Consider the following 26993-nt stretch of genomic DNA (forward strand, 5'->3'; position numbering starts at 1 on the left):
GAGCAAATCATCCGTATGATTAAGCATTTCGATAGGCAGAAGCGCATTTTTTGTATATACTCAACTTATACAGTTAACATAAACTGTAAATAACAAAAAGAACGGATGATGTTCAATGCATAAAGGAACCGTCATCAGTGTAAGCAAAAGTTCCTCTCATAGCTTTAGCAAACATTCAAGTGCTTCTATTACCCTTTTAAAAGGAATTGGAGTAGACGGAGACGCCCATGCAGGAGTCACTGTCAAGCACCGCTCAAGAGTGGCGCAAAATCCCCATCAGCCTAATTTGCGACAAGTTCATCTCATTCATCAAGAGCTGTTTTATGATTTACAAGACCGCTATCATATTGAACCAGGTGAACTCGGAGAAAACATTACGACTTCAGGAATTGACCTTCTGTCTCTTCCGACTGATACCCTTCTACATATTGGTGATTCAGCTATTATTCAAGTAACAGGACTTCGCAATCCCTGTCAACAAATCAACGACTTTCAATCAGGCCTTATGCAGGCTGTCTTGGATCACGATGAACAAGGAAATCTCATTCGAAAAGCGGGTATTATGGGAATTGTTCTTGAAGGAGGAACGGTACAAAACGGAGATCGAATTATTGCCGAACTTCCCTCTCTTCCACATCGGCCGCTTGAAAAAGTATAAGAAAAAGGAAGGTGTGAAGTGTTCACATCTTCCTTTTTCTTAACTACTTATAGCCCCGTCCAATTCAATACAAACTGCCACAAAACCATCACAATAATAATTGCAGGTCCAACAGCGAAAAAGCCAATCAAAAGAGACCTGATTATGTCCCACAATAGAAATGGCTTCTTTTGCTTTTTTTCAAGTTCATCCATTCGTCTATGTACGTCCCATAATGATCGCTTAATTTCTCTAAGCTCATCTAAAATTTTCTCTTGCTTCTCCATCAGTATTGCTGTTTCCCCCTTTGCTAAAAAAATGATTGTGGCCTTTATCTGGCTGTAGTACCCCAGTACGAGTGACAAAAATAGAAGAAATACTACATACAATAGGATAAGCATATGTTATGTATGGATTCTTAGCTTTTTCACTCGGAATATAAATCCGATTAAAATCAATGCAAGTAGTGGAATAGAAACAATGAACATTGGGTTCGTTAAAAGATTCATTATGTGAAAAGGTGCTTTGTAAACATAAATAGCCTTTGCCCACTGATTGTCATGTTTGATCGCAATGACATGTGAAGTTGATACCCCTTTTATTTCATAGTATTTCGTTCCGATCGGATAAAAATTTGAAGCATTTCCATAGTACTCCCCCGTCATATCATCGGGCTTGGTCTTTACTTCTCCAATGACGTGGCCAATTCTATTGTTTTTAATCGGTTCCGCTTGTTTGACTTCATAGACTTTTCCTTTCCAAACAACAAAATTAATCGCCCACGATAATGCGTGCACAGATGAAAAAACCGTAAATATGAGTAGTAGAGATAAAATGGTGACTTTCTTTCTCACAAGACACCTCCTAACATATTTTGTAATTATTCAACTTTAACGAAGAAAACCCTCTTTTCGCTACAAATTGTTGGGTCAAATAGTGTGTTATAGAAATATATTCTTCCACACAAAAAGCTCACTTTGATCGATCAAAGCGAGCTTTTTAATCGTTGCTTTTATTTCGTTACGGCGATGGTATAAGGATACGTTGGATGAGTAAGAAGCTGCTCTTCCCTTCCTCTAATTTCTAGATGAATGGGCGAAATAGTCGCCTCATCCATCGTTGGATACCAATGGCGCCCTACTTTCACAAGTACAAGCACACCCGTCTCGTCTCCGTAAAATCGAAACGCATCTCCTTTTGCTTCTAAGCTCGTTTCGATGGGACGTAAAAAGGCCGCAAATTCGGAAACATCATCACTAGGCATCCCGACCTCGCCAATATCTAAAAAATCTCGTGGAAGCGTACTTTCACGCTCTAAAAGTTCTAAAATATTGCCATCCGGATCATACAAATAGCGCTGACGGCCTTTCCAAAATAGGCTCGTCTCTCCTTCAGGATTAGGCAGAAAAGCAAGATGATTTTGAAGAGCATTAAATCCTCGTGTCGTTAATCGAAATGCAACATGATAGCGTGTTTGCTCTTCACCTGCTTCAAACGTTAGCTTCGTCTCTCCTACCTCAACCGTAAAAAACAGCTGTCCACTCCTTAACAGACGCAGACGAAGCTGTTCGGTGTAAAATGTTTTCATCCTTTTTAAATTCGTTGTTTTTAAATTCACGTGCAAAATTTCCATCTCGTTCCCCTCGATTCTTCTTTATACCGTTAGTATAGATCGAAACGAAGAGCACCGCATCAGGTAACGGAATGACCCTTCTCTACTCCTTTAGATGGAGCGGGCAAACCCATTCCCTAAAATTTCACTCGTGTCTTGAATCGTGACAAATGCTTTTTGATCGACGTTGATTAAGTGTTTTTTCAGGCGAAGAAGTTCTTTACGAGAGAGAACCGTTGTAATAACTTCTTTAGAGTCGTTTGTGAACGCCCCTTTTGCGGTTTGAACCGTTGCACCACGCTTTAATTCTGATACAATGTATCGCTTAATTTCTTCTCCGTGGTTGCTAATAATCATAATTTGTTTTGTAATTTGAAGCTGCTTTAATACAAAATTAATCATAATTGCAGCAAAAAAGACGCCAAAAATTGCGTACATCCCTGTCTCAAAGCCAAATACAAGCGAAGATGATGCCGCAATTAAGCTATCTGCCGCAAGCATCGCCAGACCCATATTTAACGAAAGATATTTATTTAAAATCATGGCGATAATATCCGTGCCGCCTGATGACGCATTTTGCTTAAAAATAAGAGCCAGACCTAGCGCGTCCAAGCTAATTCCTAAAATAAGCTGAATAAGCTTATCGTCTGAAAGTGGTGCAGTCATTGGGAATAAATAATCAAATGCCCACACTAAAAATGACAGCGTTAAGCTTGCATAGACTGTTCTTGTCCCAAACGCTGCCCCTAAAAAAATAAATCCGATCACAAATAACACCAGTTCAAATCCCAACATAATAGCCCCTACTGGAACGCCAGGAAAATAGTGATGAATAATGATGGAGAGTCCACTTGTTCCTCCCGTTGCCAATTGATTAGGTGCTAAGAAAAAATGAACGTACGTGGCAATTAGTAATAAACCAACCGTCAAGATGCTCCATTCTTTGATGTTTTTCTTCATTCCGCATTTCTCCTCTAAGCCGATTAAGATTGTTCTACAATTTCTTGATTATAGGACCTCTCTTACTATTTGTAAATAGGATAGAGAAAAATTGTTGTACAATTTTTATTACCATCTGTATAAAAGGGGCCAAAATCTCTATTAGCACGTTCTTATAATGCGTATAATTTGTTGCCTGCTCTTATCAAACAGCTCTATGCAGAACAACAGGCGTAATGAAACAGGTCACCTACACGGTGGCCTTTTCTCTTTTTTTGAGAGCAGATTCTCCTTCTTTTTTTATCGTTCGTGCTATAATTTATACGAATATTCAAAGAAATTGGAGGAATGAACATGAAAAAGGTTTTAGTACTCGGAGGAACACGTTTCTTCGGACGACGTTTAGTAGAAAAGCTGTTAGCGCACAACTATGATGTAACCGTTGCAACGCGTGGGAAAACCAAGGATGCATTTGGTGATCGCGTACATCGAGTGACGGTTGATCGAAGTAATCCACAATCCATGAAGGACGCGTTTCAAGATACAAAATGGGACATTGTGTACGATAATATTAACTACAATACGCACGACGCAAAAAGTGCGATTGAAGTATTTGAAGGAAACGTTGGTCGCTATGTTTTCACTTCTACCCTTTCCGTCTACGACTTCGGTGGTGATGCGAAAGTAGAAGGTGATTTTGATCCATCTACATATGCTTATGATTTAAATCAAGACGAATTTACGTACCAAGAAGGAAAACGTCAAGCAGAAGCGATTTTTGAACAAACGCGTGCTTTTTCTGCTACGTACGTCCGCTTTCCAATTGTTCTAGGAGAAGATGATTATACAAAGCGCCTTCACTTTCACGTTGAGCACGTATTAGAGGGATTGCCAATCGGTATTCCGAATCAACAGGCTTCTCTTTCCTTTATTACATCCCAAGAAGCAGCGGACTTTCTTTTCTTTGCCGGACACGAAACGTTTACAGGTCCTGTGAACGCGTGTTCAAATGGCGCTTACTCACTTGATGAGCTTATTACGCTGATTGAGGAAATAACGGGAAAACAATCACGTGTCGTATCATCAACAGAGGATCAGCACATGTCCCCATTTGGTGTTCCTGATAACTGGACGATGAATACACAAAAAGCCAAAGATGCTGGATTTACATTTTTAAATCTTCACGAATGGATGCCTGCTTTAGTCAAAACGTTGCGTAAGGAATATCAATAAACACAAAAAAAGCGCTCTTATGTAGAGCGTTTTTTTATATAAAAGCATAGTGGATGACGAAGAACTGTACACCTATCAGTATTCCAGCTGAGATGGTGCTCGCGAGAATTTTTCTTCGTGGTTCTCTAAATAATGAGTAAAAAAGTGCTAATACGAGAAGAAACAGGATTATCACTTCCATTTTTTGAACGATCGTCTGTTGTTGAAAAATGTTCAATGCTTGCTCACTGTTTCCTGCCAATACATCCTGACTAATCCTCTTTCCATACCAGCTGTACGACGTGACTTCATAATCGGTCGTACCTGGTGTAGAAGAAATATTTTGGTACCCAAGTGCTGGTAATTTAATTGAAAAAGCAAATAAAACAAAGCCAATGATCCACACGATTCCTTTCACTACGCGTTTTTTCATTCTCCCCTTCCTCCTTTAGGTATCCACCACTCCTTATAACATATTTTACCATAAAAAAGCCGAATGACGAACCTTTCCCATCCACTCTTCTTCTGTATTCGAAAAGAACCCTTCTATAAATTGAGCGTTCCTCGATTTATGGAAGGGTTCATCTATTATTTCACCATATACCAAAAATGGTGACCGCTTATATCCCGTTTCTTTTCTCGTTTGAATCCTTGACGCTCATATAAGGAAGCCGCTCCTTTATTATCCAGCTCTACGTTTAGCGTAAAGCGCAGGTCTCCTGAAAGCTCTTCTGCCTTTTGAAGAAGCGCTGAACCAATTCCTTGTCCTCGATAGGATGGGTGAACCACGAGTGAATCCACGTAGTAATCACCTTCCTCTGTTTCGCGATCAAGCATAAATGCGTCATTAGCTGTTTTCGCTCTCACGTATTCCAAAATAGGCTGATCAATGATCAGGGCATCATCACCCGCGTAACAAACGATCACGCCTGCTACCTGCTCGTCTACTTCCTTTACCCAGATATTGTGATAGCTGAATCGATTTAATTCAGATCGTATGTATGATGCGAGCACTTCTGCCACTTTTTCCGGTTTCTGCTCAGCCGTTTGGTCTTTTGCGATATCGCCAAGCATGTCCGTCAACAGGGCCGCAATTTCGCCGGCTTCTTCTTTTCTTGCTCCTCGAATAGTCATTTTTTTCGCTTCCTTTCTCTTGATGCTCTCTTAATGATAGCGTATCTTCCCACTTTATGCATACAAAAGGCGCCTTATGAGGCGCCTTTTCGTGATTATGCATGAACAGATTGATCGGCTCTTTTTGAAAGAAGGCTAACAAGAAAACCACACAAGCCGCCGATTATAGCTGGGATCAGCCATCCTAGCCCCTCCGCAAATAGAGGAAGATGACCATACAGGTCAGTTAAGAACTCGCTTTTTACACCGTATTGTACGAGACCATCATACACGCTAACAAGAATCGTTCCAATGAGTGCACCGCTGTAAATCCCGCGCGCTGATTCTTTAAACAGGCCGTGGAAGAAGGAAAGAATGACAAGTACGATGGTAAGTGGATAGATCATTGAAAGAATCGGAACAGATAATGATAAAATGTCTGCTAATCCAAGATTGGCAATTAAAAAACTGATAACCGTCATCACGGTTACAAGCATCGTATGCGAAATCTTTGGAAGCAACTTTCCAAAATACTGGCTGCATGCTACCACAAGACCGACACATGTCGTAAAACAGGCAAGAAGAACGATAACACCTAGTAAAAGCACACCCCATACGCTAAACAGCTGATCAGCCGTTGTCGTCAAGATCGCGGCGCCGTCTTTGTAAGTGTGCGTTGCCCCTGCTTTTGCACCCATTACACCAATTGTGACATACACAAGAATAAGTCCAGCTCCAGCAATTAACCCTGATTGCAGCGTTCCTTTTACGATCGCTCGCTGATTGGTCACGCCTTTTTGACGAATAGCGGTAATGACGACGATCCCAAAGGCTAAAGCTGCGATCGTATCCATTGTTAAGTATCCTTCCATGAACCCGTGAATTACCGGATGAGCTTGATACTCTTTGCTTACTGCGCCAAGCGGTTGTTTAAGTTTTAATAAGCTCCCCACCCCGAGTACAGCAATGGCGATTAGTAAGGCAGGTGTCAGCAAGCTACCGATACGATCGACAAGCTTTGATGGATTCAAGCTTACCCAATACACAAGTCCGAAAAAGATGATTGTAAAAATCAGCAGGGCCATCGTGTTTGATCCTTCGCTCACGAATGGTTTCACGCTCATTTCATACGCCACGTTTGCACCGCGCGGAATTCCCATAAACGGACCAATCGCTAAATACACAATAACGGTAAAGACGACTCCAAATACGGGATGAACGCGATTCCCAATCGTTTGAATGCCGTTTTTTGCCTTTGCCACAGCTAAAACCGTTAAGATTGGTAATCCTACCCCTGTAATGATAAATCCTGCAATCGCATACCAGAAGTGTGTTCCTGATTGTTGGCCTAAAAATGGTGGGAAAATTAAGTTTCCAGCTCCAAAAAACAATGCAAACAGCATCAGACCTACAAAGAAGGTTTCTTTTCTTGAGAGTGTTGTCATATTTGTTCCTCCTTAATGGATCATTATTACGAAAATAAAAAAATCGCCCCTTCTAATGAAGGGACGATTTTACTCGCGATACCACCCTAGTTCTATTTAACAAAAATAGCACTTTGTCACGTACAAACATACGCGTTCCACATAACGGGGGAATTCCGGTCACGCTTACTCTGAATTCATTTCAGCATGACATCTCAAAGAGGATTTTCCATAACGGTTCAAACATTGACTTTCAGCAAGGTGTCAACTCTCTGTGGATTTTACACATCATGTACTCGTTCTTATCAGCGATTTTATTTTCGAACAATTTTAATATTGTTACTATGCCACAATTCTCAAAGTACTGTCAACACTTTTTTATCTTTTCTGACAATTCAATCTAAAAAAACTCCCTGCTTTCACAGAGAGTCTTGTGATTAATGTTGAACAAATGATGGCATTGTTTCCATACCAACCATACGACCGTATGTGAACATTTGACCTTTATGGTGAATTTCATGATCACGCATCATATGAAGAAGTGAGCTACCTGGAATATGCGTTCCAAATGGTACTGTTGCATCTACCATCGCTTCAAACTGAGCCTCTTCTAATGATAAGATTGTTGCTTTTGTTTTAGCTGTCATGTCTTTTACGAATTGTTGAAGTGCTTGTGCATCATTAATTTCTGGCTGTCCGCCTGCTGGTGCTGATGTTTTCCCGTCTTTTACAGCCGTTACGAAGAAGTCAGCTGATCCAACTGTGTGAATCACTAGATCTTTAAATGTAAGCGCTCCGTCCCAAGGGGCAAACGATAAATCTTCTGTTTTTACTTTTGAAACGATTTCTTCTAATACGCCGCGATGACGCATCCAAGTTCCTGCAAATACTTCTGCTTTAGTCATGGTCAAATGACCTCCTTCTTTTTTTACGTTAACCATTATATCCTCTCTAAAGCCGAAAACCAAAAGATACACATTCGAAAGTCTTTCTTTTTTTCTATAACTCTACTAAAATAAAAATAACTACACTCGATTTTCTCGCATCTGATGCTTAAAAGGGGAGTTGCAATATGTATAGTAAAAACGCTGAGCGTCAAAAAGCTGAACAACTATTGCTGCAAGGAATCAAGCCAAAAGATGTATCCGAACAGCTAGGCGTACACCTTTCATCGGTATACAATTGGAAAAAAGAATTAAATCTCTCACCTAAGACATCTACTTCTTCTAAAAAAGACACATCAAAACAGAATTTCTCATCTACCCAGCATGTCGAAAACGAATTTCAAGTCGCACAGCTAAAAAAAGAAAACACCGCCCTAAAAAATCGAATTAACGAATTAGAAGCTGTGGTGACAGATCTGATTCTAAAATTAAAATCAAAAGATACGGGCTGGTTAGACTAATTATGAACTCCCTTTTCGGCGTTCTTCCTCCAGTCGTTCCAGCACCGTGCTTGGCTCCATTTCACGTCCTATTAAGGAACGACTATACATATTCAGTCCGACCTGATACCCCTCTTCCTCTAGTTCAGGAAGCCACTCCTCTATGAACTCCTCTGTCGTAATACTTATTGCTTTGTAATCCCGATAAAAAGCGACAGAATGAATAATTTTGTACGCCTTTTCCTCCTTTGACCAAAAAGGCATTAATGACTCGCCTTGTTCATTTGTGAAAAGAGCTGTTCCTTCTTCATTTTCAATCGTCCATACTCTTTTCAATTCTAAAACGTCTTCAAAAAAGGCCTGGTCATCACAGTAGTCATAAACAAGTCTTTCTCCCTGTTCTTCTGCTTCTTGTTCGCTAAATTCCCGTCCATCTAGCCACTGTTGATAGTGAATTATTTCATGCGCGAAGCTCATAAGGATCGCTAATAGAGCATCTTCCCGGCCCAATTCTTTAACAAGCTGCGGGTAATCTCCAGTGGCAATTCGAATATAGGGCTCTTCTTCTAATGAAAAAGGAGCAAAAAAAGAAGCACTTACCCATTCACCGTTTGAACGGATTTGCTCCTTTTTCTTCAAGTAGACCACTACTCGCATAGGAAATTCCATCTGCCAGCGTAGCCAGTTCGCAAAGACTAGACATGCTTTACGAACCTCCTCGTGAACACCTTTTTCACTTCTAACTCGCAGTCCGATACGATGATTCATTGTACGCTTTCTCCTTGCTATGTATTATCCGTGGTTCACCGTTCTTGACTCGTATTGTTTTTCTACCTCATCAAACGACCTCATCGCTTTAAACTCACCTGGCTTCCGGTTTAAAAACGGTGCGAGCATCAGGCCAATTCCCATTGTAAACACCCATCCTAAAAGCAAGGATAGATCAGGAGTAGAAAGAGCTCTATGATTTATTCCATCCCCATATCGATTAAGAGATAACGAAGTAGAAATGGTTAAGAAAAAGACGGGCACAATAAACGGCGCGATCCAAAACGTTCGATTTCGGGCAAAAAGAAGCGCAAATGAAGGAGCAAGCAATGGAAAAATGAGAGCAATACTAGGCTGATGCATCAGCCTTTGAAAAAATGTGACGATCGCCCACGCCATCCCACTACCTGTACATAGACCCGCTGTCATAAATAAACCGCCGTCTGACCGTAACACGAATATCATGATTATACATAAAGAAAGCAGAAACAAAAAGAGTTCATTGCTGTATGAAGGCACTGACATTGTAAGTGAAGCTTTTTCCATTATCCAAGTGAGAAATGATAAGACCTGGATTGCGGATGAAATGCCCAGCAAAATACGGGCCAAAAACGGATGATCATCTGAAAGCCACACAAGCGCTGATACGATGATGGAAGCAGCCACAATAATTGGCTGGATGCTATGTAATAGCTCATATTGACATAGATAATAACTCATACTGAAACTCGTAAACATCGTTAACCATATTTTTAGTACCATGCTTTTCTCCCTCCCTTTTCATTATAATAGATACAAAGACCTAATTATACGAGAAGTTGTCGAAAAACATAGAAAAAAAGGAGACGATGATTCGCTTCAAATATCAGCAGGTAATCCTTCGTGTCAATCACATAATCCTTCTAGCATCACTTTGGTCAAATTAATGGAAAAGCGAATCTTCTTATTTAGTTGTTTATATCTCCCTTTACCTTCAAACAAAAAAGCTGCTGATTAACATCATCAGCAGCTTTTTTGTTCACATATGTGCTAATAAGAGAATGGACTCCCCTTATTGACTCACAACGCTTTCTTTACCAAACACAACTTCTTTACCTGTTTCAGCAGATCGATACACCGCGTCTAAAATTTTCGTTACCATAAACGCTTGCTCCGGTTTTACAAGAGGCTCTTTGTCATATTTTACGGCTTCTAGCCACTGCTTTGCTTCTAATACTTCTGGCTTGTTAGAACCACCTTCAAAGAAAGCAATCGCCCCTCCAGTAGAGTTACGCTCTTCTGTCAGCATTCCATTTCTTGCGCTATTGTAAATAAGCTCGTTATTTTCATAGCTCATGCCTGCATTGATTTGTGCACCAGATTTTGTTCCGCACAGCGTTGTAGCAGCTTCTTTGGATTCTAGTACATTTAACGCCCAAGAAGATTCTAAGAAAATCGTTGCGCCGTTTTCCATTTTAATATAGCCAAACGCTGAATCTTCTACTTCATACGTTTCGGGATCCCACGGGCCAAACATATTTCCTTCTACTGCTTCTGGTAAATTCCCAAGCTTGTGGAACACTGAACCTGACACGGACGCTGGCTTATAGTTATCCATCATCCATAGCGTAATATCAAGCGCATGCGTTCCGATATCGATTAACGGACCCCCACCTTGCTGAGATTTATCAGGGAATACGCCCCATGTTGGCACAGCGCGACGACGAATCGCATGTGCTTTTGCAAAATAGATGTCTCCTAGCTCATCTTTTTCACATGCTTTATAAAGAGACTGAACGTCTGCACGGAAACGATTTTGATAGCCAATCGTAAATTTCTTGCCTGATTTTTTCCATGCGTCAATCATTTTTTGCGCTGCTTCTGTATTATGCGCCATTGGCTTTTCACACATCACGTGCTTCCCTGCTTCAAACGCTGCCACCGTAATTGGGCTGTGACTAACGTTCGGCGTTAAAACATGAACGATATCAATCGTTTCATCTTTTAATAACTCCTGATAGTCCACATAAATCTTCGCATCCGTTGTTCCAAACTCTTGTGCAGCCGCTTGCGCACGATCAATTTCAATATCACAAAAAGCCACCATTTCACACATATCACTAAATGCCGCTAATGCTGGCAAATGTTTTTGATTTGCGATGCCACCGCATCCAATAATTCCTACTTTTAATTTACTCATCTTATTCATCCCCCTAGGTTGTTCGTGTAAATTTAGTATGTAAGCTGCTTAAGCATGACTTAAGCAGTAATTACTGTTAAGCACTTAACCATTGCTTTAACTACAAATTCTCCCCTTATAAGTATTCAACTTTTTTTCGTTTTTTCCTACTAAAAAACGAAACTTTTTTAGAAAAATGAAGTGATGACTATTCGTTACCTAAGAGCGTTTAGTTGTACTAAATTCACTCCTCTTCTTCTTGAGATAATTTGTAAACACCGTCTAACATCTCAATCTACTACGATATGTAATTACTTACTTGCTTATACAAATCATTAAACTCTTCTGCTTGTTTCAATGACGGAAACTCACTCAAGGTTTTATCTAAATATTCTTGTATTCCTCCCATCATTCCTTGTTTAAACACGTCTATTGGAACAGAATTATATTTAGTGATTGGCATTTTTTCAGATCTACTTATTTTCTCTCCATCATACCAATGTACTTTAGATGCCCTCTTGTGTCTTATAGCAAATACTATATCTTCTTTTTTGATTTTCATAACTAATTCTTTATCAATTTGACCTTCTTCAACAATTATAGCTTTATTACCTATATCATTTATTTTCTCTAAAAAACTACACATAAATCCATGAACAGGGATTGTTAGCCCCAAACTTGATATAGAGGAAGTACCCATTTCTTCCTCAGATAGTCCATCTGCATTTTGGAAGAAAGTCGTTTCATTTATCATAAAATCAAGACGTCCCCATAATGAATACTCAATTTCTCCCGTTTGTATATCACTTATTAAACTATCCGGATATTCATAAGTGGTAATTTTCAACTTAAATTTCATGCTAACTTCACTCCTAGTACATTGTTAACATTTAAAATAACCTTTCAGATGATCGTTAATCGTAAATTAGGGATCGAGAAGGCATAATTTGCACTATACCATGACAATAGTAGAAGGTACTATTGCAAAAGTCATTTCAGAGCGCGTGAGTTATTTTTCTATTCAAATTACTTTAAATCAGTATAGCCACGCCCTACCGTTTATGAGGTAGGACGTGGCTACTGAGTTACATACACTATTTTAATAACTTTTTTGTGACCGCTAGCCAATAAATAAGTTATTAATTAGCTAAACAGCCTTACATATCCAACAGTACGAATTAAAACGCCCAGTTTCCTTTACGGAAGATTGGTTCAGATGTACCGTCTTCTTTGATGCCGTCAATGTCCATGTCAGCAGAGCCGATCATGAAGTCAACGTGTGTGATGCTTTCGTTGATGTCACGTTCTTTTAGCTCTTCTTTTGACATTGTTTTTCCGCCTTCAATACAGAACGCGTAGGCGCTTCCGAGCGCTAAGTGGTTAGAAGCGTTCTCATCAAATAGTGTGTTAAAGAACACGGTATTTGATTGTGAAATAGGTGAATTGTGAGGAACAAGCGCTACCTCTCCTAGGTGAGCTGCTCCTTCGTCTGTTTCAATCAGATTTTTCAGCGTTTCATAGCCTTCTTCCACGTCGATATTGACTACTTTTCCATTTTCAAACGTTAATGAAAAGTCTTCAATTAAGTTTCCACCGTAGTTTAACGGAAGCGTGCTTTTTACGACGCCGTTCACTCCAGATTTTAATGGTACCGTAAAGACTTCCTCAGTCGGCATGTTTGCCATAAACGAATCGCCTTTTTCATTGATGCTTCCTGCGCCTACCCAAATGTGCGTTTCTGGAAGTTCAATCGTCAAATCTGTTCCTGGTGCTTTGTAATGAAGTTTTTTGTATTTTTTCTCATTTAAATAATCCACTTTTTGATGGAGATTTTGATCGTGCTGCGTCCATGCTTGAACAGGGTCTTCTAAGTCTGCGCGTGTTGCTTTAAAAATCGCATCCCATAGCAAACCTTCTTGCTCTGACTCTGGTGCATCTGGGAATACTTTTGCTGCCCATTCTTTAGAAGGAGCTGCCATAACTGACCAGCTAACCTTATCCGATTGAATGTAGCGACGGAATTCGCTCATTGCCTGACCAGCTGCTTTATTCGCTGCTGCGATACGGGATGGTTCTACGCCTTTTAACAGGCTTGGATTTGAAGACGTAATGGATAAGAATGCCCCACCATTTTCTGCAATTTCTTTGCTTGCTTGTGCTTTCCATGAAGGAAACTCCGTGAACGCTTCGTCAGGTGCAAGATCATATTTTAAGCGAGCAACCGTTTCATCGCTCCAATCTACATATACGTGTTTTGCGCCTACTTCGTACGCTTTTTCAACTACTTTACGAACAAATGGGGCTGTGTGAATGGCTGCGTTTACTAAAAGTGTTTGACCCCGCTGAATGTTAACGCCTACTTTTACTGCAAGCTCCGCATATTTTTCTAAATTCTGTTCAAATGTTGACATATGTATAAAAACTCCTTTTATTCTGAAATTTCTTCCATTTTACCACATCTGTAGATCATTGAGAACTGCGGTGACTTCAAAGTAGACAATAAAAAAAGGACAGCACGTGTCCTTTTTTACTCCTCCACTTTTTCCACCTTCACAAGTGTCGCTCCATTTTTCAAATCAAAATAGGCGCGAATGATCTCACCCTTTGCGAGGGGTTCTTTCAGTGGTTCTTTTAAATTGGTAAGTTGGAAAATAATACTCGTGCCGTCTTTCGCCTCACCGTAATATTTTCCGCCTTCAATTTTCGTAATTTGATAATGATACATACGATATTTTTTCTTATCCTTTGTATTAACAGTTTTGGATTCTGGTAGTTTGTTTAACGTCTCTTTTTGCTGTGCCGCGTGCTCTGTTGGTGTCGGCGAAGCCTGAATTTTATAAACAAGTAGCAAACCGAACAAACAAACAACTAACAAAATCAAAACAAGAAATCGTTTATTTGTAAATATCAAAAGTGAAACCTCCTACTTTTTTAAGTATCTCTAGTTGCACACATAAAAATTATACAGCATGAAAAGTGAATTTCATGAGGTAAAAGACTGCTTTTTTACGGCAGCCTTTGTTTACATAATCTTTTTATGGTCATTTTATTATGATACTTCCATCCTACATATATAGTATCCTACTATGAAAATTTGTTCAAATATTGACTTTTCACTCATGCTGATCCGCGTAGTCATTTTTTTAGTGAAGCGGCATATAAATAACAATATCTCGATACGCGGTGGTATAGCCAAGTGGTAAGGCACAGGTCTGCAAAACCTTCATCCTCGGTTCAAATCCGAGTACCACCTTTTTGCCTCCCCCTCTCGTTTCTGCGAAGGGGGTATTTTTATGTAGCATTGCCTCTAAACCATCCTTAGTAACCTTCATTTCTTCCTTCCTTTCTATAAATGATGATGTATAATACAACTATTGCTCAGCACATTATTCATCTTATAGGGAGTTACAAAAATGAAAAAAGCACTTTTTCTTTTACTCAGTTCATTCATCTTCATCATGCCTGTTAGTGAAGCAAGTACGGCACAATCTCTTCAGCTATACAGTGAGGCTGCAATTGTAATGAATGCCGATAATGGACAAATTTTATACGAACAGCATATAAATGAATCGCTTTATCCAGCAAGCTTAACAAAGGTCGCAACAGCCATTTACGCGATCGAGCATGGGCGCTTAGATGATATGGTCACCGTTTCTTCGCGTGCCGCCAACGTGGAAGGATCTAGCGTAGCGATTGTCGCCGGAGAGAAGCTTCCCCTTCGCACTCTTCTTGAAGGAATGCTGTTGCGATCTGGAAACGATGCAGCGGTAGCCATTGCAGAGCATATGAGTGGAGGCGTTGAACAGTTCTCAGAAGACTTAAACGCCTACCTTAAACAAACGGTAAAGCTTGGGCATACGCACTTTGTGACGCCAAACGGATTGTTCGACGTGAATCATACGACGACTGCCTATGACTTGGCCAAGCTCACACAGTATGCAATCAAAAATCCGGAGTTCAAGCGTATCTTCGGCCTAAAGCAAATGGAATGGCAATCTCAAGCGTTACATACTACCTATACCCACCAGCATCGCTTATTAACCACGACTCCGTATGAAGGCGTAACGGGTGGGAAACCAGGCTATTTAACCAAATCAGGCTATACGCTCATTACCACCGCTTCAAGGAATGACTTGAACCTTATTGTCGTAACGTTGAAAGCACGAAATAAAAAGCGTGCATACAAAGATACGGTGAAATTGCTTGATATGTCATTTGGTGACTATATGTGGAAAGAGATTCCGAAGAACAAACTGTATAAGCAGAACGGAGTCACTTACCGAGTACCAGAGGAACTACGATACGTTAGTTCCAAAAGTAAAAAAGACGAGATTAACGTCTCGAGTACAGGCGTTTTGCATGTTTCGAATCAGGGCAAACCCATTTTAAGCCAACAGCTAGAGAAATTACCTAAAGTGGTGAAAGAAGAGGCATCATCGTCATTTTCATGGGGATGGTTATTGTTTGCCATATTAGTTGTGTTATTTGTAGGTGTGGTCCTTCTGCGAGTAACAAGGCGCACAAGAAAACGTTAAAAAGCACGTGCAGTGATTGCACGTGCTTTTTTACTAGTTAGCTATCAAAGTTGCCTTTAACATCGTCGTCGTCCTCTTGATTGTCACGAACAACTTTTGCCACCGTAAAAGATGAAATGATAATTCCAACGGTTCCCATGATATAGTAACCTTTTACATAAAGCTCAGCGTCCAATGTATACAATCCTACAAATACTAACAGGGTAAACACAATCAACCCTAACCAAGCTAGCATTGTAAACGCAGGTGTATTTCGTCTTCTTTTCTTAGCCACTGGTAGTCTCCTCTCTCTATCTCGTATGTAATCACCTTATTATACTACATCTTATTCCCATTTCTAAGGTAATATTTCCTTATTTTTACACACCTAAACCTCAAAATGAAGTTCTGATATTACTGTAAAGATAAATCTTTTTTCTTATACGAAAAAGAGACAAGCGGAGTAGAGCTGTCGTCGCATTATTGTTTTTTCTTCATAAGCGATCCGTCTTTTATTTGCATAAACCGAACAAAAAAAGAGCAGATAGTCTGCTCTTTTTTTACGCCTCAAAATAATCTTTGTAGTAGCCGCCAACTTTTCCTGTGTTGTCTACGACAAAGTAAAACTCTTCTGTTTCATTTTTTACGTCGTATGTATTTCCTTCCGTTAACACGTTGTTTACCATGTATTTTGCGGCATTTGTATGAATGCATTTGACCGTTTTAGTCGTTTCGCGGTCTTTCCAATCTAAGTGAATCATCGTTATTCCTCCTACGTAAAAATATCTTCTCTTTTATAGTAACGAAAACAAAAGAAAAATCTAGCATTTATCGTTATTCTTCCCCTATTTTTTCATGTTTCTCATATATAATCAATAGGAAAACTCCTTTGCTGCATAACTTTATTTAATATTGATTATTTGGAACATAGTTTTATTAATATTAAATCATTTTCTCACACAATCGTTCTGTCTGTATAATGATCCTTTTTCAGCGTATTTATCCATTAAAATGACAAGAAATTGTCTTCTGCTGACGTAATACGTTTGCTTCAGTCATGTAAAAGACCTGGAATATGTATACGCACGACGTTCAATTATGGTAATATATGTTAAAAAAATAACCACTTCCCTATTGAGCCGTCACATACTGCGCTTAGGGGGTTTGGTACGTTGGTGAAAAATTTTATAAGGACGTGATCCTGCTGGAATTTATCACAAGTTTTGCTATTGGCTTTTTATTTTTAGTGGTTGGTGTTGTCGCATTTTTCCCACCAACAAAATTTCCTTGGATCGTGAGGTTTATCATTTTATGTACAGGAGCAGGATACATCTCGTATTCTATTGTGAGATTAGTGGGATGGGTTTCTTCCTAGATCATGTAGGAGATTCCGTGAAGCGCCGAAAAAGCTTAGAGAAAAATCCTCTAAGCTTTTTTTTATGTGAAAATTATCATCATTTGGTTGTGTGCACTCCGCTATTAAATCCATTGAAAGTCTTTATTAGCTGCCCGTACTCACAAAGCTTTTCAAGCCCTTTTGCCAAAATTTATAGGCAATCACCATCGATAAAATAGCGATAAGTGGTGTTAAAAAGCCCGTTAGTGCGTAACCCTTTTGCTCAAAAAATAAAGCAGCTGGATAAAAAGCGGTAAACCCATATGGAATGAGCCAGGTAATTAAATACGTAATGACTTTTGGATAAATCGTGAGCGGATAGCGTGCAAAGTCACTGAGTTGGAAAACTGATGCTACGATAGGGAGACTGTCCACCATCCAAAAGGAAAAGGAAATAAAAAATAGGTTAATAGCGACGAAAATAAAGCCGCTTGAGATAATAACAAGCGCTAGTAGTAGTACACTTCCGATTGACCACGTAATGTCTAGATGTGTCGTCGCTGTAAATAAGACGACAAGGCCGATTAACAGTTGTCCGAAACCATCTTGCTGTACGCGCTCCGAAATGACCTGAAACAAAGGATTTACAGGTCGTAGCAACAATCGATCTAAATTACCTGTACGAACGTACTGCCACCCAAGCGTCCATAGATTATCAAAAAAGATGTGATGAATAGAGCGGCCTAGAAAAGCGATGGCATAAATAAATAGAATTTCATAAAACGTCCATCCCTTTAAAACATCAATATGATTAAAGACGATTTTCAAAAAGAAAAGCGACGTGAACTGCTGAACGGCAACAGAAAACATCCCAATATAAAAATCGGCTTTATATTCCATCATGACTTTCAAATGATTGCTAAAGTACTTGCTGTACAAAACCAAATATCGTTTCCATTTTTTCATCATGTTTTTATCCCCCAAAGACCGTAATTCGTTTTACAGCCTGTTGCCACATTACACGAACGATTATATAAATAGCAAGTAGCCATACACACTGAATGGCAAACGATGTAAGAATATGTCCCCCGCTAATCTGCCCTGTGTAAATACCAACAGGCACATAAATCATTGATTGAAATGGTAACCACTGGCTGACTTCCTGAAACCACCCCGGAAAGAGCGTGAGCGGAATTAATGCGCCAGAAAAGAATTTGACAATCGCCTCACGAAGCACGCCTAATCCCCATATATTCACCGTCCAAAATGCCAGCACGCCAATAATTAAATCAATTTGCGTTCCGATTAAAATCCCCGCGACCATGCTTGGGATAAAAAAGCACCCTGCTAAAAGTGATGCAGGCTTCGTAATATCTAAAAATAAGAACGATAACAGTAAGATAGGAAGTGCACTTCGGACAAATCCATTAATTTTTGATCCAAAATCCATCCAAATTAGCTTTGTCAAATAGTCGTATGGCTTTAGGAGCTCTAGCGCAATATTTCCGCCCTTAATGTCTTGTGCAATCGTTTTCCCAACTCCTGCTACAAAGGCCTCTAAAGTCATCGCGATAATGACGTAGGTAATCATTGATTGAAACGTTAATTCTCCAACCGACTGCCGGTTTTGAAAAACGGCTGCCCAGAAAAAATACATGATGAACAGACGCAAAATGCCAGATATCGTGTCTGCCCAGTACCACGCCATATAAGCCGTTTCTATTTGCATTTGTGATTTTAATAAGTGCCAGTACTTTCGCATTGCTTAACCTCCCGCTCATAAATCTCTTGAACAATGGATTCAATACTTGGCTCTGTTACCGTAAAATCAACAACCGGATATGCTTCCATAATCGCCTTCATAATCACAGCTACGCTAATTTGGGCCGTGTTAAAGTACAACACAAGTTTTTGATCATCCTTTCGTTCAACCTCTACGCTTCCTTGAAGTGAAGCTGGGAGTGGGAAATGATCAAGATCTCCTTCAACTTCTAATTCAATCATACGATTAAACGTCGTACGCTGTTTAAGGCCCAGCAAACTGCCATCATAAATGACGATTCCCTTATCTAAAATGATCACGCGGTGACAAAGCTCCTCAATATCTTGCATATCATGCGTAGTCAAAATAATGGTCGTTTCGTAGCGCTTATTCATTTCTTTGATAAATTGACGAATTTTAATTTTGACCGATGCATCTAGACCGATTGTCGGCTCATCCAAATACACGACGGATGGATTATGTAAAAACGCTGCCGCTAACTCACATCTCATTTTTTGTCCTAACGATAATTGACGAACTGGAATGGACAGCAGCGGGTCTAAATCGAGTACGTCTCGGAAAACGGCCAAATTTTTCTGATATTGTTCTTCTGGAATTTCATAAATGTGCTTAAGCAGTTGAAGCGACTCCTGAACAGGAATATCCCAAAATAATTGCGTTCGCTGTCCGAATACAGCCCCAATAATTTTCGCATTTTCCATTCTATCCTTATATGGAACAATACCATTTACCGTAATTTCTCCTTCATCAGGCGTCAGAATTCCACTGATCATTTTGATTGTCGTTGATTTCCCTGCCCCATTCGATCCAATATAGCCGATAATTTCTCCCTTAGGAATGGTAAAGCTAACGTTGTGTACCGCCGTTTTCACCTGAAACTTGCGATGAAAAAGCGATTTTATAGCTCCCTTAAGCCCGGGATCACGTTCAAATATCCGGTAATTCTTGCTGATGTTTTTGACTTCAATCATTCGTACATCCCCTTTTTTGTAAGCGAATTCAAACCCAGAAAATCAATTATATATGAATTTGTCTATTTCTGTAAATACATTCTTTTTCTTTCAAAAATAATTTTATTTTAAAATTTTCTAACAATTAATTGACAAATAGAGGTGTTTTCTAGATAATTACTGTTAACATTAATACATTAAAAGTATGGGATTAGTAAATTATGAAATACGTAGAAGAGAATGGAACTCACAGGCTGCAAAGTTCCTTACGTTCATCAGATTGAACCTGCCCTTTCAAGCTAGCTTATGAAAACATAAGCCGTCCCTCCAACGATACAGGATCAAGCGGGTGCTTCGGCATCAATAAAGGTGGTACCACGGAAGCGATTCTTTCGTCCTTTTTTAGGACGAAAGAATCGCTTTTTTATATGTGTAATGAGGTGAAGAGATGAAAAAACAGCGAATTGTCGTCAAAATAGGAAGTAGCTCTCTTACAACATCTGAAGGGAAGCTTTCCTACAAAAAACTTGAAGAACATGTTAAAGCCATAAAACTTTTAAAAAACCAGGGCCACGAGGTCATTTTAATATCTTCTGGAGCTGTTGCAGCCGGTTTTTCAGCGCTTCGCTATGCGACACGTCCAAAAACGCTTGCTGCCAAGCAGGCCTCAGCTGCAGTCGGACAAGGACTGTTGATGGAGGGCTACAACAAAGCATTTGCTCCTTATCATATTCCAACCGCTCAGCTATTACTTACCAGAGGGGATTTTTATGAGCAGTATCTCTTTCGAAATATATATGCAACAATTACGGAATTATTAAAAGGCGGAGCCGTCCCAATCATCAATGAAAATGACTCTGTCGTGACCGATGAACTTACTTTTGGTGACAACGACATGTTATCAGCACTTGTAAGCGGCTTTCTTCACGCCAATGCTCTCATTATTTTAACGGACATTAATGGATTATATGATGAGAATCCTTTTACAAATCCGCATGCAAAGAAATATTCATTCATCCCCTCTTTAACAGAGGAACTTTTAGCTCTTGGTGGTGACAGTGAATCAGCAGTTGGAACAGGGGGCATGCGTTCTAAATTATTGGCAGCTCAAACCGCTCTTTCCTTAGGTGTAAGTGTATTCGTCGGGAAAGGAAATCATGAACGAAAGTTACTTGATATTATAGAAGGGAAAGGCGACGGCACGTATATTGGCAGTCCCTTTCAAACCCAAATGGAAACAAAAAAGCAGTGGATTGCTCACCACGCACCGATCGCTGGAAAGATCAGAGTCGATGTCGGAGCTGAAAAAGCTTTAATTTACCAGCATAAAAGTCTCCTTCCAGCGGGTATAGAAGAAGTAAGCGGTACATTTCGTGCCAATGAGATCGTTGAAGTTGTCAATAAAGACAATAAGTTAATCGGTAAAGGCCAAGTATCCTATTCGTCAACAGAAATTGATGTTATCAAAGGGCTTTCTAGTTTTGAGGCAAAGACATTAATAAATGGCAAAAAGGCAGCCGTTATTCATCGAGATCAATGGATTACAGTGCGAAAGGAAGGAATCAAAAATGAGTGAATTGATGGAAAAAGCACGTATTCTTAACCAAACAACGAAGAGCTTACAAAAACAATCAGCAGCAGCCAAAAATGATGCGCTTCTTCTGATCGCAGACGAGTTACGTCGCAATCAGGATTATATTTTACAAGAAAATTCGCTAGATATTGAAGGTGGAAAGCTAGCGAACTGGTCTCCTTCTCTATTTGATCGTCTCTTATTAACCCAAGAACGCATTCAACAAATAATTGAAGGATTGATTCAGCTTGTCGAGCTTAATGATCCTATCGGTGAAACAATTGAGTCATGGAATCGTCCCAACGGACTTTCTATCCAATCCATCCGTGTTCCGCTTGGTGTTGTAGGGATGGTCTACGAAGCAAGACCTAATGTCACAGTTGATGCAGCGGCACTTTGTTTAAAAACAGGAAATTGTGTACTGTTACGAGGAAGCTCATCAGCTATTCATACCAATCGCGCGCTCGTTCATATTATGAAACAGGCGCTAAGTAAAAGTAAAATTTCTCCTCATGCGATCGAGCTTTTGGAAGATACGAGTCACGAAACAGCTGAAGAATTGTTCAGGCTGAACGGATATTTAGATGTCTTAATTCCGAGAGGCGGTGCTAGCCTTATTCAAAACGTGATTCAAAAAGCCACGGTCCCTGTTCTAGAGACAGGCGTTGGAAATTGTCATATGTTTATTGATGAGACCGCTTCATTTCATATGGCGTGTGACATCGTCTTGAATGCGAAAATGCAGCGTCCATCTGTATGTAATTCAGTTGAAACGGTTCTCATTCATCAGAATTGGCCACATACGCGGCCATTCATTGAATTTCTTCATCAGCACCATATTGAAATACGAGGAGATGAAGTACTCTCAAGCATGTTCCCCTACGTAAAAACAGCAACAGAGTGGGATTGGGAAAATGAATTTTTAGCTCCTATTCTTGCTGCTAAAATTGTGGACGATACAAATCACGCCGTTTTTCATATCGATCAGTACGGCACGATGCACTCGGAAGCCATTATTAGCGAAACGCAAGAACACGTAGATCAATTTCTACAAGAAGTTGACGCAGCGGTTGTCTATCACAATGCCTCTACCCGCTTCACTGACGGCGAGCAGTTCGGTTTTGGCGCTGAAATTGGAATCAGCACACAAAAGCTTCATGCCAGAGGACCGATGGGGCTTAAAGCATTGACCACAACAAAATCCATTGTTAAAGGAACGGGTCAAATTCGGGAATCATGAATAAAAGCGAGTATGAGCGAGAAGTATAAAATAGCTTCTCGTTTTTTTATTTCCTATTGATGTAGCAGCGTTTTAAGAATGAATAGGCTCTTTTTTATGCTCACCAAAAACAGTTCTTAAAATAAAAAAAGACAACCAAATGGTTGCCTTTTTTTATTACAATCAGCCTTCTAATAGTAATGTTTCTGGATCTTCAAGTAAATCCTTCACCATTGCTAGGAAGCTTACGGCTTCTTTTCCGTCAACGATACGATGATCATATGAAAGGGCGATATACATCATCGGACGGTTTTCAGAATGATCTTTGTCAATTGCTACTGGGCGAAGTTGGATTTTATGCATTCCTAAAATCCCAACTTGAGGAGCATTTAAGATCGGAGTCGATAGTAAAGAACCGAATACTCCACCGTTTGTGATTGTGAATGTTCCACCTTGTAAGTCTTTAAGACTTAATTTATTGTTACGAGCTTTTACCGCTAGGTCGCCAATACTGCTTTCAATGCCTGCAAATGATAGACGATCTGCATCGCGTACAACTGGTACTACTAAGCCTTCTTCAGCTGCAACTGCAACACCGATATCATAATATTTCTTGAGTAGGAGCTCATCACCTTGAATTTCAGCATTTAACAGCGGGAATTGTTTTAATGCTGCTACGACTGCTTTTGTGAAGAATGACATGAATCCTAAACGAACATCGTGTTGCTCAAAGAATTTATCTTTGCGACGCTTACGAATGTCCATTACCGCTGTCATATCCACTTCGTTAAACGTTGTTAGCATTGCTGCTGTTTGTTGTACTTCTACTAAACGTTTTGCGATTGTTTGACGACGACGAGACATGCGAACACGCTCAACTGGCTTCGCTGCATCCTCTGCATCCGTCTTTTTCGCTGGTTCAACCGCTGGTACAGCTGAAGAGTTGGAAGTTGCTGGCTTCGGTGCAGGTGTTTGATATGTTTCAACGTCCTGCTTACGCACACGGCCGATCGGATCAGCTGTTGGCACTTGACTTAAGTCAATTCCGCGCTCTCTCGCTAATTTACGAGCAGCTGGAGAAGCTACTGTCCATTGCTTCGCTTCTTCTTTTGCTGGACCTTTTGCTTGCTCTGGCACAGCCTGTTCATTTTTCACTTCAGGCTTCGCTTCTGTTGCTGGCGCTTCTTGAACAGGAGTTGCTTCAACCGTTGCTGCTGCTTCTCCGCTTGCATCGATCATCGCAATTGTTTCTCCTACTTTCACGATATCGCCCGCTTCTTTTAGAACCTGTGTTAATACGCCAGATTCCTCGGCCATTAACTCAACGTTTACTTTGTCTGTTTCAAGTTCAACGATGTATTCTCCCTTTTCAACTTGCTCCCCTACTTGCTTTAACCACTGTGCAACTGTACCTTCTGAGATGGATTCGGCTAATTCTGGAACTTTCATTTCTGGCATTTTAATTTTCCCCTTTCTGTCTACCTAGCGAGTAACTGCGTTTTCAATCGTGATTTCTTGTCTTGTTAACACGTTGTCGATAATACGTTGCTGTTCTTTTTTATGAACAGTTGGGTCCCCTTCAGCCGTACTTGAACGACGTTCACGTCCCACGTAACTTACTTTAACTCCTTCAGGTGCTAGCTCATGAATTCTCGGTTCTGCAAATGACCAAGATCCCATGTTAGCTGGCTCTTCTTGAACCCACACAATTTCTTTTAAAGAATCAAAGCGGCTTAACACCTTTTTAATTTGCTCCGTTGGGAATGGATAGATTTCTTCTACACGTAAAATGTGTACCCAATCTAACTCTTCCGCTTGATCTTGCACGGCTTCTTTTAAATCAACCGTGATTTTTCCGCTTCCAAGTACAACGCGCTCAACTTTAGCAGAGTTCTTGCCTAAAAGCGGCTCTTCAAGAATCGCTTGGAATGAACCAGCTGTTAATTCTCCAAGATCTGATACAGAGTTTGGATTACGCAACAGGCTCTTCGGCGTCATAACGACTAACGGACGCGCATCCTTCGTATTTAACACCGCTGCTTGACGGCGTAAAAGATGGAAGTACTGTGCCGCTGTTGTTACGTTTGCAACTGTCCAGTTATTTTCAGCAGCCGATTGCAAGTAGCGCTCTAGGCGACCACTTGAATGCTCAGGTCCCTGGCCTTCATAGGCATGTGGCAGTAAAAGAACCATTCCTGATTTTTGTCCCCATTTCGCTTCTCCTGCCGAAATGAACTGATCAAATAGTACTTGACCCGCATTAGCAAAATCACCGAACTGCGCTTCCCATAACACAAGAGTTTCTGGTGCAAACACGTTGTAGCCATATTCGAAACCGATGACAGATCCTTCTGATAACGGACTGTTGTGAACGGCAAACGTTGCATTTACTTCAGGTATCTTGTGAAGCGGTGAATACGTCTCGTTCGTATTGATATCATGAAGCATGATGTTACGCTGTGCGAACGTTCCACGCTCTGAATCCTGACCTGTAATACGGATTGGTGTTCCGTCTTGTAAAATCGTCGCAAATGCGAGCGCTTCTCCAAGAGACCAGTCGATTTTCCCATCTTCTTTTAAAGCTTTAGAACGTCGCTCTAAAATACGAGCTAGTTTCGGGAATACTTTAAAGTTTTCAGGCCACTGTACAAAATGCTCACCAAGCTCTTGAAGTGTATCTGCATCAACAGCTGTTGGAAGCTCAGGTAAAGCCTGCTCTTTCACCACTGGAAGCAATACGCCAGAATGAACGGTTTTGTTTGGAACTTTTTCATAAGCCTTTTGTAATTTATTTTGGACACGCTGATTGATTTCTTCTACTTTTTCAGATGAAAGAGATTGTTGCTCTTGAAGTTTCGTTGCATAGATCTCACGCACTGTTGGATGCTTGCGAACGATTTCATAAAGCTTCGGCTGTGTTGTAGAAGGCTCATCCATTTCGTTATGTCCGAAACGACGATACCCAATCAAATCAATTAAGAAATCTTTGTTGAAGCGTTTACGATATTCATAGGCAAAGTATGCAGCTGCAAGACAAGCTTCCGGATTATCCGCATTGACGTGAACAATTGGAATCTCATAGCCTTTTGCTAGATCACTTGCATATTTTGTTGAACGAGAATCATAGCTCTCAGTCGTGAATCCGATCATATTATTTGCAATAATGTGGATCGTTCCACCCGTTTGATAGCCGCGTAGGCGACTCATATTTAACGTTTCTGCAACAATTCCCTCACCTGGAAAGGCTGCATCACCGTGAATTAAAATAGCATAGGACTCTTCCACGTCTTGCGTTGGGAATCCTGATCTTGTACGCTCCTCTTGCGCTGCTCTTGTAAAACCTTCCACTACAGGGTTAACAAACTCTAAGTGACTTGGATTATTTGCAAGCGTTAAGCGAGCGCGGCCGATGCGGTCATGCTTAATTTGACGATCCGCACCTAAATGGTACTTAACGTCTCCGCTCCAACCATAGTTGATGCCTGTTGATCCTTCAGAAGGAACAAGCTCTTTGTTTGGTGCATGCTGGAATTCAGCAAAAATTGCTTCATATGGCTTTCCAAGAACGTGCGCTAACACATTTAGTCGTCCACGATGAGCCATACCGATATTGATATTTTTTGCTCCAACTTGCACGGACTCTGCCACGATCTCATCCAGTACCGGAATTAATACATCTAGTCCTTCTACTGAGAATCGTTTTTGTCCTACGAACGTTTTATGAAGGAATTTTTCAAACTCTTCCACTTCTGTTAAACGTTCTAGTACAGCAGATTTTTTCTCTGTAGACATGGTGCGGAAAATAGATCCCGACTCCACCATTTCTGTTAACCATGCATTTTCTTCTTGTTCGTGTACGTGTTGAAATTCAAACGTAATCGCTTTTGTATAGAGCGCTTTCAAGTATTGAATTGCATCCCATCCAGTTTGAACAAGTTCGGGTGCATTTTTACATAGCAGGTTGACCGGAATTGCTTTTAAATCAGCTTCCGTCAGATCATATGTATCAAGCTGTAATAAATCCTTTTCTGCTGGATTGTTGTGAAGTGGATAAATATCTGCATACAGATGACCATATGTTCGAATATTTTCTGCTAGCTTCACAGCAGCAGCTACCTTATACACGTTGGAAAGTCCTTCCTGGTTAACGCTTTCATTTGCGTTTTCATGGGAAGTCTTTCGATCAAATTGTTCGGCTGTTTCAGATGCCGTAGGTGGTCCATATTGTTCAAATAATTCTTTTAACTCTGGATCCACGGATTCAGGGTCGTTTACATAATGTTCGTACATATCCATGACGTAACCAAGATTTGGTCCTAAAAACTTTTGCCACGGTTCGTCTCCCTTTGTTGTCTGCTTATACATGAGAAT

General features: G+C 40.3%; 27 protein-coding genes, 1 tRNA gene and 1 other annotated feature. Of the genes, 7 read left to right on the plus strand and 21 right to left on the minus strand.

Annotated features, from left to right (window positions below):
• Positions 1 to 115: 115 nt before the first annotated feature.
• The gene (locus tag AMD01_RS16895) at positions 116 to 658 is read left to right on the plus strand and encodes an MOSC domain-containing protein (protein ID WP_053402623.1); all 543 of its coding nucleotides are present in this window, start codon (positions 116 to 118) and stop codon (positions 656 to 658) included.
• A 47-nt stretch (positions 659 to 705) separates the two neighbouring features.
• Here the strand turns inward: AMD01_RS16895 and AMD01_RS16900 are convergent, their stop codons facing one another.
• The 4 genes from AMD01_RS16900 to AMD01_RS16915 all read right to left on the minus strand — a co-directional run bounded on the left by AMD01_RS16900 (position 706) and on the right by AMD01_RS16915 (position 3209).
• Positions 706 to 924 carry a hypothetical protein gene (locus tag AMD01_RS16900; RefSeq protein ID WP_053402624.1) on the minus strand — a complete coding sequence of 73 codons (219 nt, stop codon included), beginning with the start codon at positions 922 to 924 and terminating at the stop codon, positions 706 to 708.
• A 117-nt stretch (positions 925 to 1041) separates the two neighbouring features.
• The gene (locus tag AMD01_RS16905; protein ID WP_053402625.1) at positions 1042 to 1491 is read right to left on the minus strand and encodes a hypothetical protein; all 450 of its coding nucleotides are present in this window, start codon (positions 1489 to 1491) and stop codon (positions 1042 to 1044) included.
• Between the two features lie 158 nt (positions 1492 to 1649).
• Positions 1650 to 2270 carry a VOC family protein gene (locus tag AMD01_RS16910; protein ID WP_053402626.1) on the minus strand — a complete coding sequence of 207 codons (621 nt, stop codon included), beginning with the start codon at positions 2268 to 2270 and terminating at the stop codon, positions 1650 to 1652.
• Positions 2271 to 2360: 90 nt separating this feature from the next.
• Positions 2361 to 3209 (minus strand): YitT family protein, encoded by an 849-nt coding sequence (locus tag AMD01_RS16915; protein WP_053402627.1) that lies wholly within the window; start codon positions 3207 to 3209, stop codon positions 2361 to 2363.
• Between the two features lie 333 nt (positions 3210 to 3542).
• Here AMD01_RS16915 and AMD01_RS16920 point away from each other — a divergent pair, with 333 nt between their 5' ends.
• On the plus strand, positions 3543 to 4421 hold the full coding sequence (locus AMD01_RS16920) for an NAD-dependent epimerase/dehydratase family protein (protein WP_053402628.1): 879 nt from the start codon (positions 3543 to 3545) through the stop codon (positions 4419 to 4421).
• Between the two features lie 34 nt (positions 4422 to 4455).
• On the opposite strand, the gene AMD01_RS16925 is transcribed toward AMD01_RS16920, so the two are convergent.
• The 4 genes from AMD01_RS16925 to AMD01_RS16940 all read right to left on the minus strand — a co-directional run bounded on the left by AMD01_RS16925 (position 4456) and on the right by AMD01_RS16940 (position 7842).
• Positions 4456 to 4833, minus strand: coding sequence for a hypothetical protein (locus tag AMD01_RS16925; protein WP_053402629.1), 378 nt, complete (start codon positions 4831 to 4833; stop codon positions 4456 to 4458).
• 155 nt (positions 4834 to 4988) lie between these two features.
• Complete coding sequence (locus tag AMD01_RS16930) at positions 4989 to 5534, minus strand: GNAT family N-acetyltransferase (RefSeq protein WP_053402630.1); 546 nt, start codon at positions 5532 to 5534, stop codon at positions 4989 to 4991.
• A gap of 95 nt (positions 5535 to 5629) precedes the next feature.
• The gene (gene brnQ, locus AMD01_RS16935) at positions 5630 to 6958 is read right to left on the minus strand and encodes a branched-chain amino acid transport system II carrier protein (protein WP_053402631.1); all 1329 of its coding nucleotides are present in this window, start codon (positions 6956 to 6958) and stop codon (positions 5630 to 5632) included.
• A 56-nt stretch (positions 6959 to 7014) separates the two neighbouring features.
• Positions 7015 to 7255 (minus strand) — a binding site (T-box leader).
• Between the two features lie 119 nt (positions 7256 to 7374).
• Positions 7375 to 7842 carry a DinB family protein gene (locus tag AMD01_RS16940; protein WP_169775983.1) on the minus strand — a complete coding sequence of 156 codons (468 nt, stop codon included), beginning with the start codon at positions 7840 to 7842 and terminating at the stop codon, positions 7375 to 7377.
• A 167-nt stretch (positions 7843 to 8009) separates the two neighbouring features.
• Here AMD01_RS16940 and AMD01_RS16945 point away from each other — a divergent pair, with 167 nt between their 5' ends.
• Positions 8010 to 8342 carry a helix-turn-helix domain-containing protein gene (locus AMD01_RS16945; RefSeq protein ID WP_053402633.1) on the plus strand — a complete coding sequence of 111 codons (333 nt, stop codon included), beginning with the start codon at positions 8010 to 8012 and terminating at the stop codon, positions 8340 to 8342.
• Here AMD01_RS16945 and AMD01_RS23695 read toward each other — a convergent pair whose 3' ends face one another.
• From AMD01_RS23695 to AMD01_RS16975, 6 genes are all read right to left on the minus strand, one after another.
• A complete protein-coding gene (locus AMD01_RS23695) occupies positions 8343 to 9089 on the minus strand; it encodes a DUF2750 domain-containing protein (protein WP_083446594.1) in 747 nt (248 codons plus the stop codon).
• A gap of 24 nt (positions 9090 to 9113) precedes the next feature.
• Positions 9114 to 9851: a hypothetical protein gene (locus AMD01_RS16955; RefSeq protein ID WP_053402634.1), complete on the minus strand. Its 738-nt coding sequence runs from the start codon at positions 9849 to 9851 to the stop codon at positions 9114 to 9116.
• Between the two features lie 289 nt (positions 9852 to 10140).
• The gene (locus AMD01_RS16960; protein WP_053402635.1) at positions 10141 to 11268 is read right to left on the minus strand and encodes a Gfo/Idh/MocA family protein; all 1128 of its coding nucleotides are present in this window, start codon (positions 11266 to 11268) and stop codon (positions 10141 to 10143) included.
• Between the two features lie 277 nt (positions 11269 to 11545).
• A complete protein-coding gene (locus tag AMD01_RS16965; RefSeq protein ID WP_053402636.1) occupies positions 11546 to 12106 on the minus strand; it encodes a hypothetical protein in 561 nt (186 codons plus the stop codon).
• Between the two features lie 319 nt (positions 12107 to 12425).
• A complete protein-coding gene (locus AMD01_RS16970) occupies positions 12426 to 13658 on the minus strand; it encodes an aminopeptidase (protein WP_053402637.1) in 1233 nt (410 codons plus the stop codon).
• Positions 13659 to 13774: 116 nt separating this feature from the next.
• Positions 13775 to 14158, minus strand: a complete 384-nt coding sequence (locus AMD01_RS16975; protein ID WP_053402638.1) for a hypothetical protein — start codon at positions 14156 to 14158, stop codon at positions 13775 to 13777.
• Positions 14159 to 14429: 271 nt separating this feature from the next.
• Here AMD01_RS16975 and AMD01_RS16980 point away from each other — a divergent pair.
• Positions 14430 to 14500: transfer RNA gene (locus AMD01_RS16980), tRNA-Cys, on the plus strand.
• 160 nt (positions 14501 to 14660) lie between these two features.
• Entirely contained in the window at positions 14661 to 15782 is a 1122-nt protein-coding gene (locus AMD01_RS16985) for a D-alanyl-D-alanine carboxypeptidase family protein (RefSeq protein WP_053402639.1), read from the plus strand.
• Positions 15783 to 15819: 37 nt separating this feature from the next.
• Here the strand turns inward: AMD01_RS16985 and AMD01_RS16990 are convergent, their stop codons facing one another.
• The 5 genes from AMD01_RS16990 to AMD01_RS17010 all read right to left on the minus strand — a co-directional run bounded on the left by AMD01_RS16990 (position 15820) and on the right by AMD01_RS17010 (position 19851).
• The gene (locus AMD01_RS16990; protein WP_053402640.1) at positions 15820 to 16056 is read right to left on the minus strand and encodes a YiaA/YiaB family inner membrane protein; all 237 of its coding nucleotides are present in this window, start codon (positions 16054 to 16056) and stop codon (positions 15820 to 15822) included.
• Between the two features lie 265 nt (positions 16057 to 16321).
• On the minus strand, positions 16322 to 16522 hold the full coding sequence (locus AMD01_RS16995; protein WP_053402641.1) for a DUF6501 family protein: 201 nt from the start codon (positions 16520 to 16522) through the stop codon (positions 16322 to 16324).
• A 740-nt stretch (positions 16523 to 17262) separates the two neighbouring features.
• A complete protein-coding gene (locus AMD01_RS17000) occupies positions 17263 to 18066 on the minus strand; it encodes an ABC transporter permease (RefSeq protein WP_053402642.1) in 804 nt (267 codons plus the stop codon).
• A 4-nt stretch (positions 18067 to 18070) separates the two neighbouring features.
• Positions 18071 to 18859, minus strand: coding sequence for an ABC transporter permease (locus AMD01_RS17005; RefSeq protein WP_053402643.1), 789 nt, complete (start codon positions 18857 to 18859; stop codon positions 18071 to 18073).
• Entirely contained in the window at positions 18835 to 19851 is a 1017-nt protein-coding gene (locus tag AMD01_RS17010; protein ID WP_053402644.1) for an ABC transporter ATP-binding protein, read from the minus strand. Before AMD01_RS17010 ends, AMD01_RS17005 begins: the two co-directional genes overlap by 25 nt.
• A 427-nt stretch (positions 19852 to 20278) precedes the next feature.
• Here AMD01_RS17010 and proB point away from each other — a divergent pair, with 427 nt between their 5' ends.
• Positions 20279 to 21406, plus strand: coding sequence for a glutamate 5-kinase (gene proB, locus AMD01_RS17015; RefSeq protein WP_053402645.1), 1128 nt, complete (start codon positions 20279 to 20281; stop codon positions 21404 to 21406).
• Positions 21399 to 22643 carry a glutamate-5-semialdehyde dehydrogenase gene (locus AMD01_RS17020; RefSeq protein WP_053402646.1) on the plus strand — a complete coding sequence of 415 codons (1245 nt, stop codon included), beginning with the start codon at positions 21399 to 21401 and terminating at the stop codon, positions 22641 to 22643. Before proB ends, AMD01_RS17020 begins: the two co-directional genes overlap by 8 nt.
• A 162-nt stretch (positions 22644 to 22805) precedes the next feature.
• Here the strand turns inward: AMD01_RS17020 and odhB are convergent, their stop codons facing one another.
• Positions 22806 to 24080 (minus strand): 2-oxoglutarate dehydrogenase complex dihydrolipoyllysine-residue succinyltransferase, encoded by a 1275-nt coding sequence (gene odhB, locus AMD01_RS17025; RefSeq protein ID WP_053402647.1) that lies wholly within the window; start codon positions 24078 to 24080, stop codon positions 22806 to 22808.
• A gap of 24 nt (positions 24081 to 24104) precedes the next feature.
• Positions 24105 to 26987 (minus strand): 2-oxoglutarate dehydrogenase E1 component, encoded by a 2883-nt coding sequence (sucA, locus tag AMD01_RS17030; RefSeq protein ID WP_053402648.1) that lies wholly within the window; start codon positions 26985 to 26987, stop codon positions 24105 to 24107.
• Positions 26988 to 26993 lie beyond the last annotated feature (6 nt).

The organism is Priestia koreensis (genome assembly GCF_001274935.1).
Classification (GTDB): domain Bacteria; phylum Bacillota; class Bacilli; order Bacillales; family Bacillaceae_H; genus Bacillus_AG; species Bacillus_AG koreensis.

Excerpts from the sequence above, each read along its gene's own strand:
- AMD01_RS16900 (WP_053402624.1), bottom strand. The coding sequence starts at position 924 with ATGGAGAAGCAAGAGAAAATTTTAGATGAGCTTAGAGAAATTAAGCGA.
- AMD01_RS16965 (WP_053402636.1), bottom strand. The coding sequence starts at position 12,106 with ATGAAATTTAAGTTGAAAATTACCACTTATGAATATCCGGATAGTTTA.
- AMD01_RS16960 (WP_053402635.1), bottom strand. The coding sequence starts at position 11,268 with ATGAGTAAATTAAAAGTAGGAATTATTGGATGCGGTGGCATCGCAAAT.
- AMD01_RS16970 (WP_053402637.1), bottom strand. The coding sequence starts at position 13,658 with ATGTCAACATTTGAACAGAATTTAGAAAAATATGCGGAGCTTGCAGTA.
- AMD01_RS17005 (WP_053402643.1), bottom strand. The coding sequence starts at position 18,859 with ATGCGAAAGTACTGGCACTTATTAAAATCACAAATGCAAATAGAAACG.
- AMD01_RS16915 (WP_053402627.1), bottom strand. The coding sequence starts at position 3,209 with ATGAAGAAAAACATCAAAGAATGGAGCATCTTGACGGTTGGTTTATTA.
- AMD01_RS16985 (WP_053402639.1), top strand. The coding sequence starts at position 14,661 with ATGAAAAAAGCACTTTTTCTTTTACTCAGTTCATTCATCTTCATCATG.
- AMD01_RS16940 (WP_169775983.1), bottom strand. The coding sequence starts at position 7,842 with ATGACTAAAGCAGAAGTATTTGCAGGAACTTGGATGCGTCATCGCGGC.
- brnQ (WP_053402631.1), bottom strand. The coding sequence starts at position 6,958 with ATGACAACACTCTCAAGAAAAGAAACCTTCTTTGTAGGTCTGATGCTG.
- AMD01_RS16995 (WP_053402641.1), bottom strand. The coding sequence starts at position 16,522 with ATGATTCACTTAGATTGGAAAGACCGCGAAACGACTAAAACGGTCAAA.
- AMD01_RS17020 (WP_053402646.1), top strand. The coding sequence starts at position 21,399 with ATGAGTGAATTGATGGAAAAAGCACGTATTCTTAACCAAACAACGAAG.
- proB (WP_053402645.1), top strand. The coding sequence starts at position 20,279 with ATGAAAAAACAGCGAATTGTCGTCAAAATAGGAAGTAGCTCTCTTACA.
- AMD01_RS16910 (WP_053402626.1), bottom strand. The coding sequence starts at position 2,270 with ATGGAAATTTTGCACGTGAATTTAAAAACAACGAATTTAAAAAGGATG.
- AMD01_RS16895 (WP_053402623.1), top strand. The coding sequence starts at position 116 with ATGCATAAAGGAACCGTCATCAGTGTAAGCAAAAGTTCCTCTCATAGC.
- AMD01_RS23695 (WP_083446594.1), bottom strand. The coding sequence starts at position 9,089 with ATGAATCATCGTATCGGACTGCGAGTTAGAAGTGAAAAAGGTGTTCAC.
- AMD01_RS17000 (WP_053402642.1), bottom strand. The coding sequence starts at position 18,066 with ATGATGAAAAAATGGAAACGATATTTGGTTTTGTACAGCAAGTACTTT.
- AMD01_RS16955 (WP_053402634.1), bottom strand. The coding sequence starts at position 9,851 with ATGGTACTAAAAATATGGTTAACGATGTTTACGAGTTTCAGTATGAGT.
- AMD01_RS16920 (WP_053402628.1), top strand. The coding sequence starts at position 3,543 with ATGAAAAAGGTTTTAGTACTCGGAGGAACACGTTTCTTCGGACGACGT.
- AMD01_RS17010 (WP_053402644.1), bottom strand. The coding sequence starts at position 19,851 with ATGATTGAAGTCAAAAACATCAGCAAGAATTACCGGATATTTGAACGT.
- odhB (WP_053402647.1), bottom strand. The coding sequence starts at position 24,080 with ATGCCAGAAATGAAAGTTCCAGAATTAGCCGAATCCATCTCAGAAGGT.
- AMD01_RS16925 (WP_053402629.1), bottom strand. The coding sequence starts at position 4,833 with ATGAAAAAACGCGTAGTGAAAGGAATCGTGTGGATCATTGGCTTTGTT.
- AMD01_RS16945 (WP_053402633.1), top strand. The coding sequence starts at position 8,010 with ATGTATAGTAAAAACGCTGAGCGTCAAAAAGCTGAACAACTATTGCTG.
- sucA (WP_053402648.1), bottom strand. The coding sequence starts at position 26,987 with ATGTATAAGCAGACAACAAAGGGAGACGAACCGTGGCAAAAGTTTTTA.
- AMD01_RS16930 (WP_053402630.1), bottom strand. The coding sequence starts at position 5,534 with ATGACTATTCGAGGAGCAAGAAAAGAAGAAGCCGGCGAAATTGCGGCC.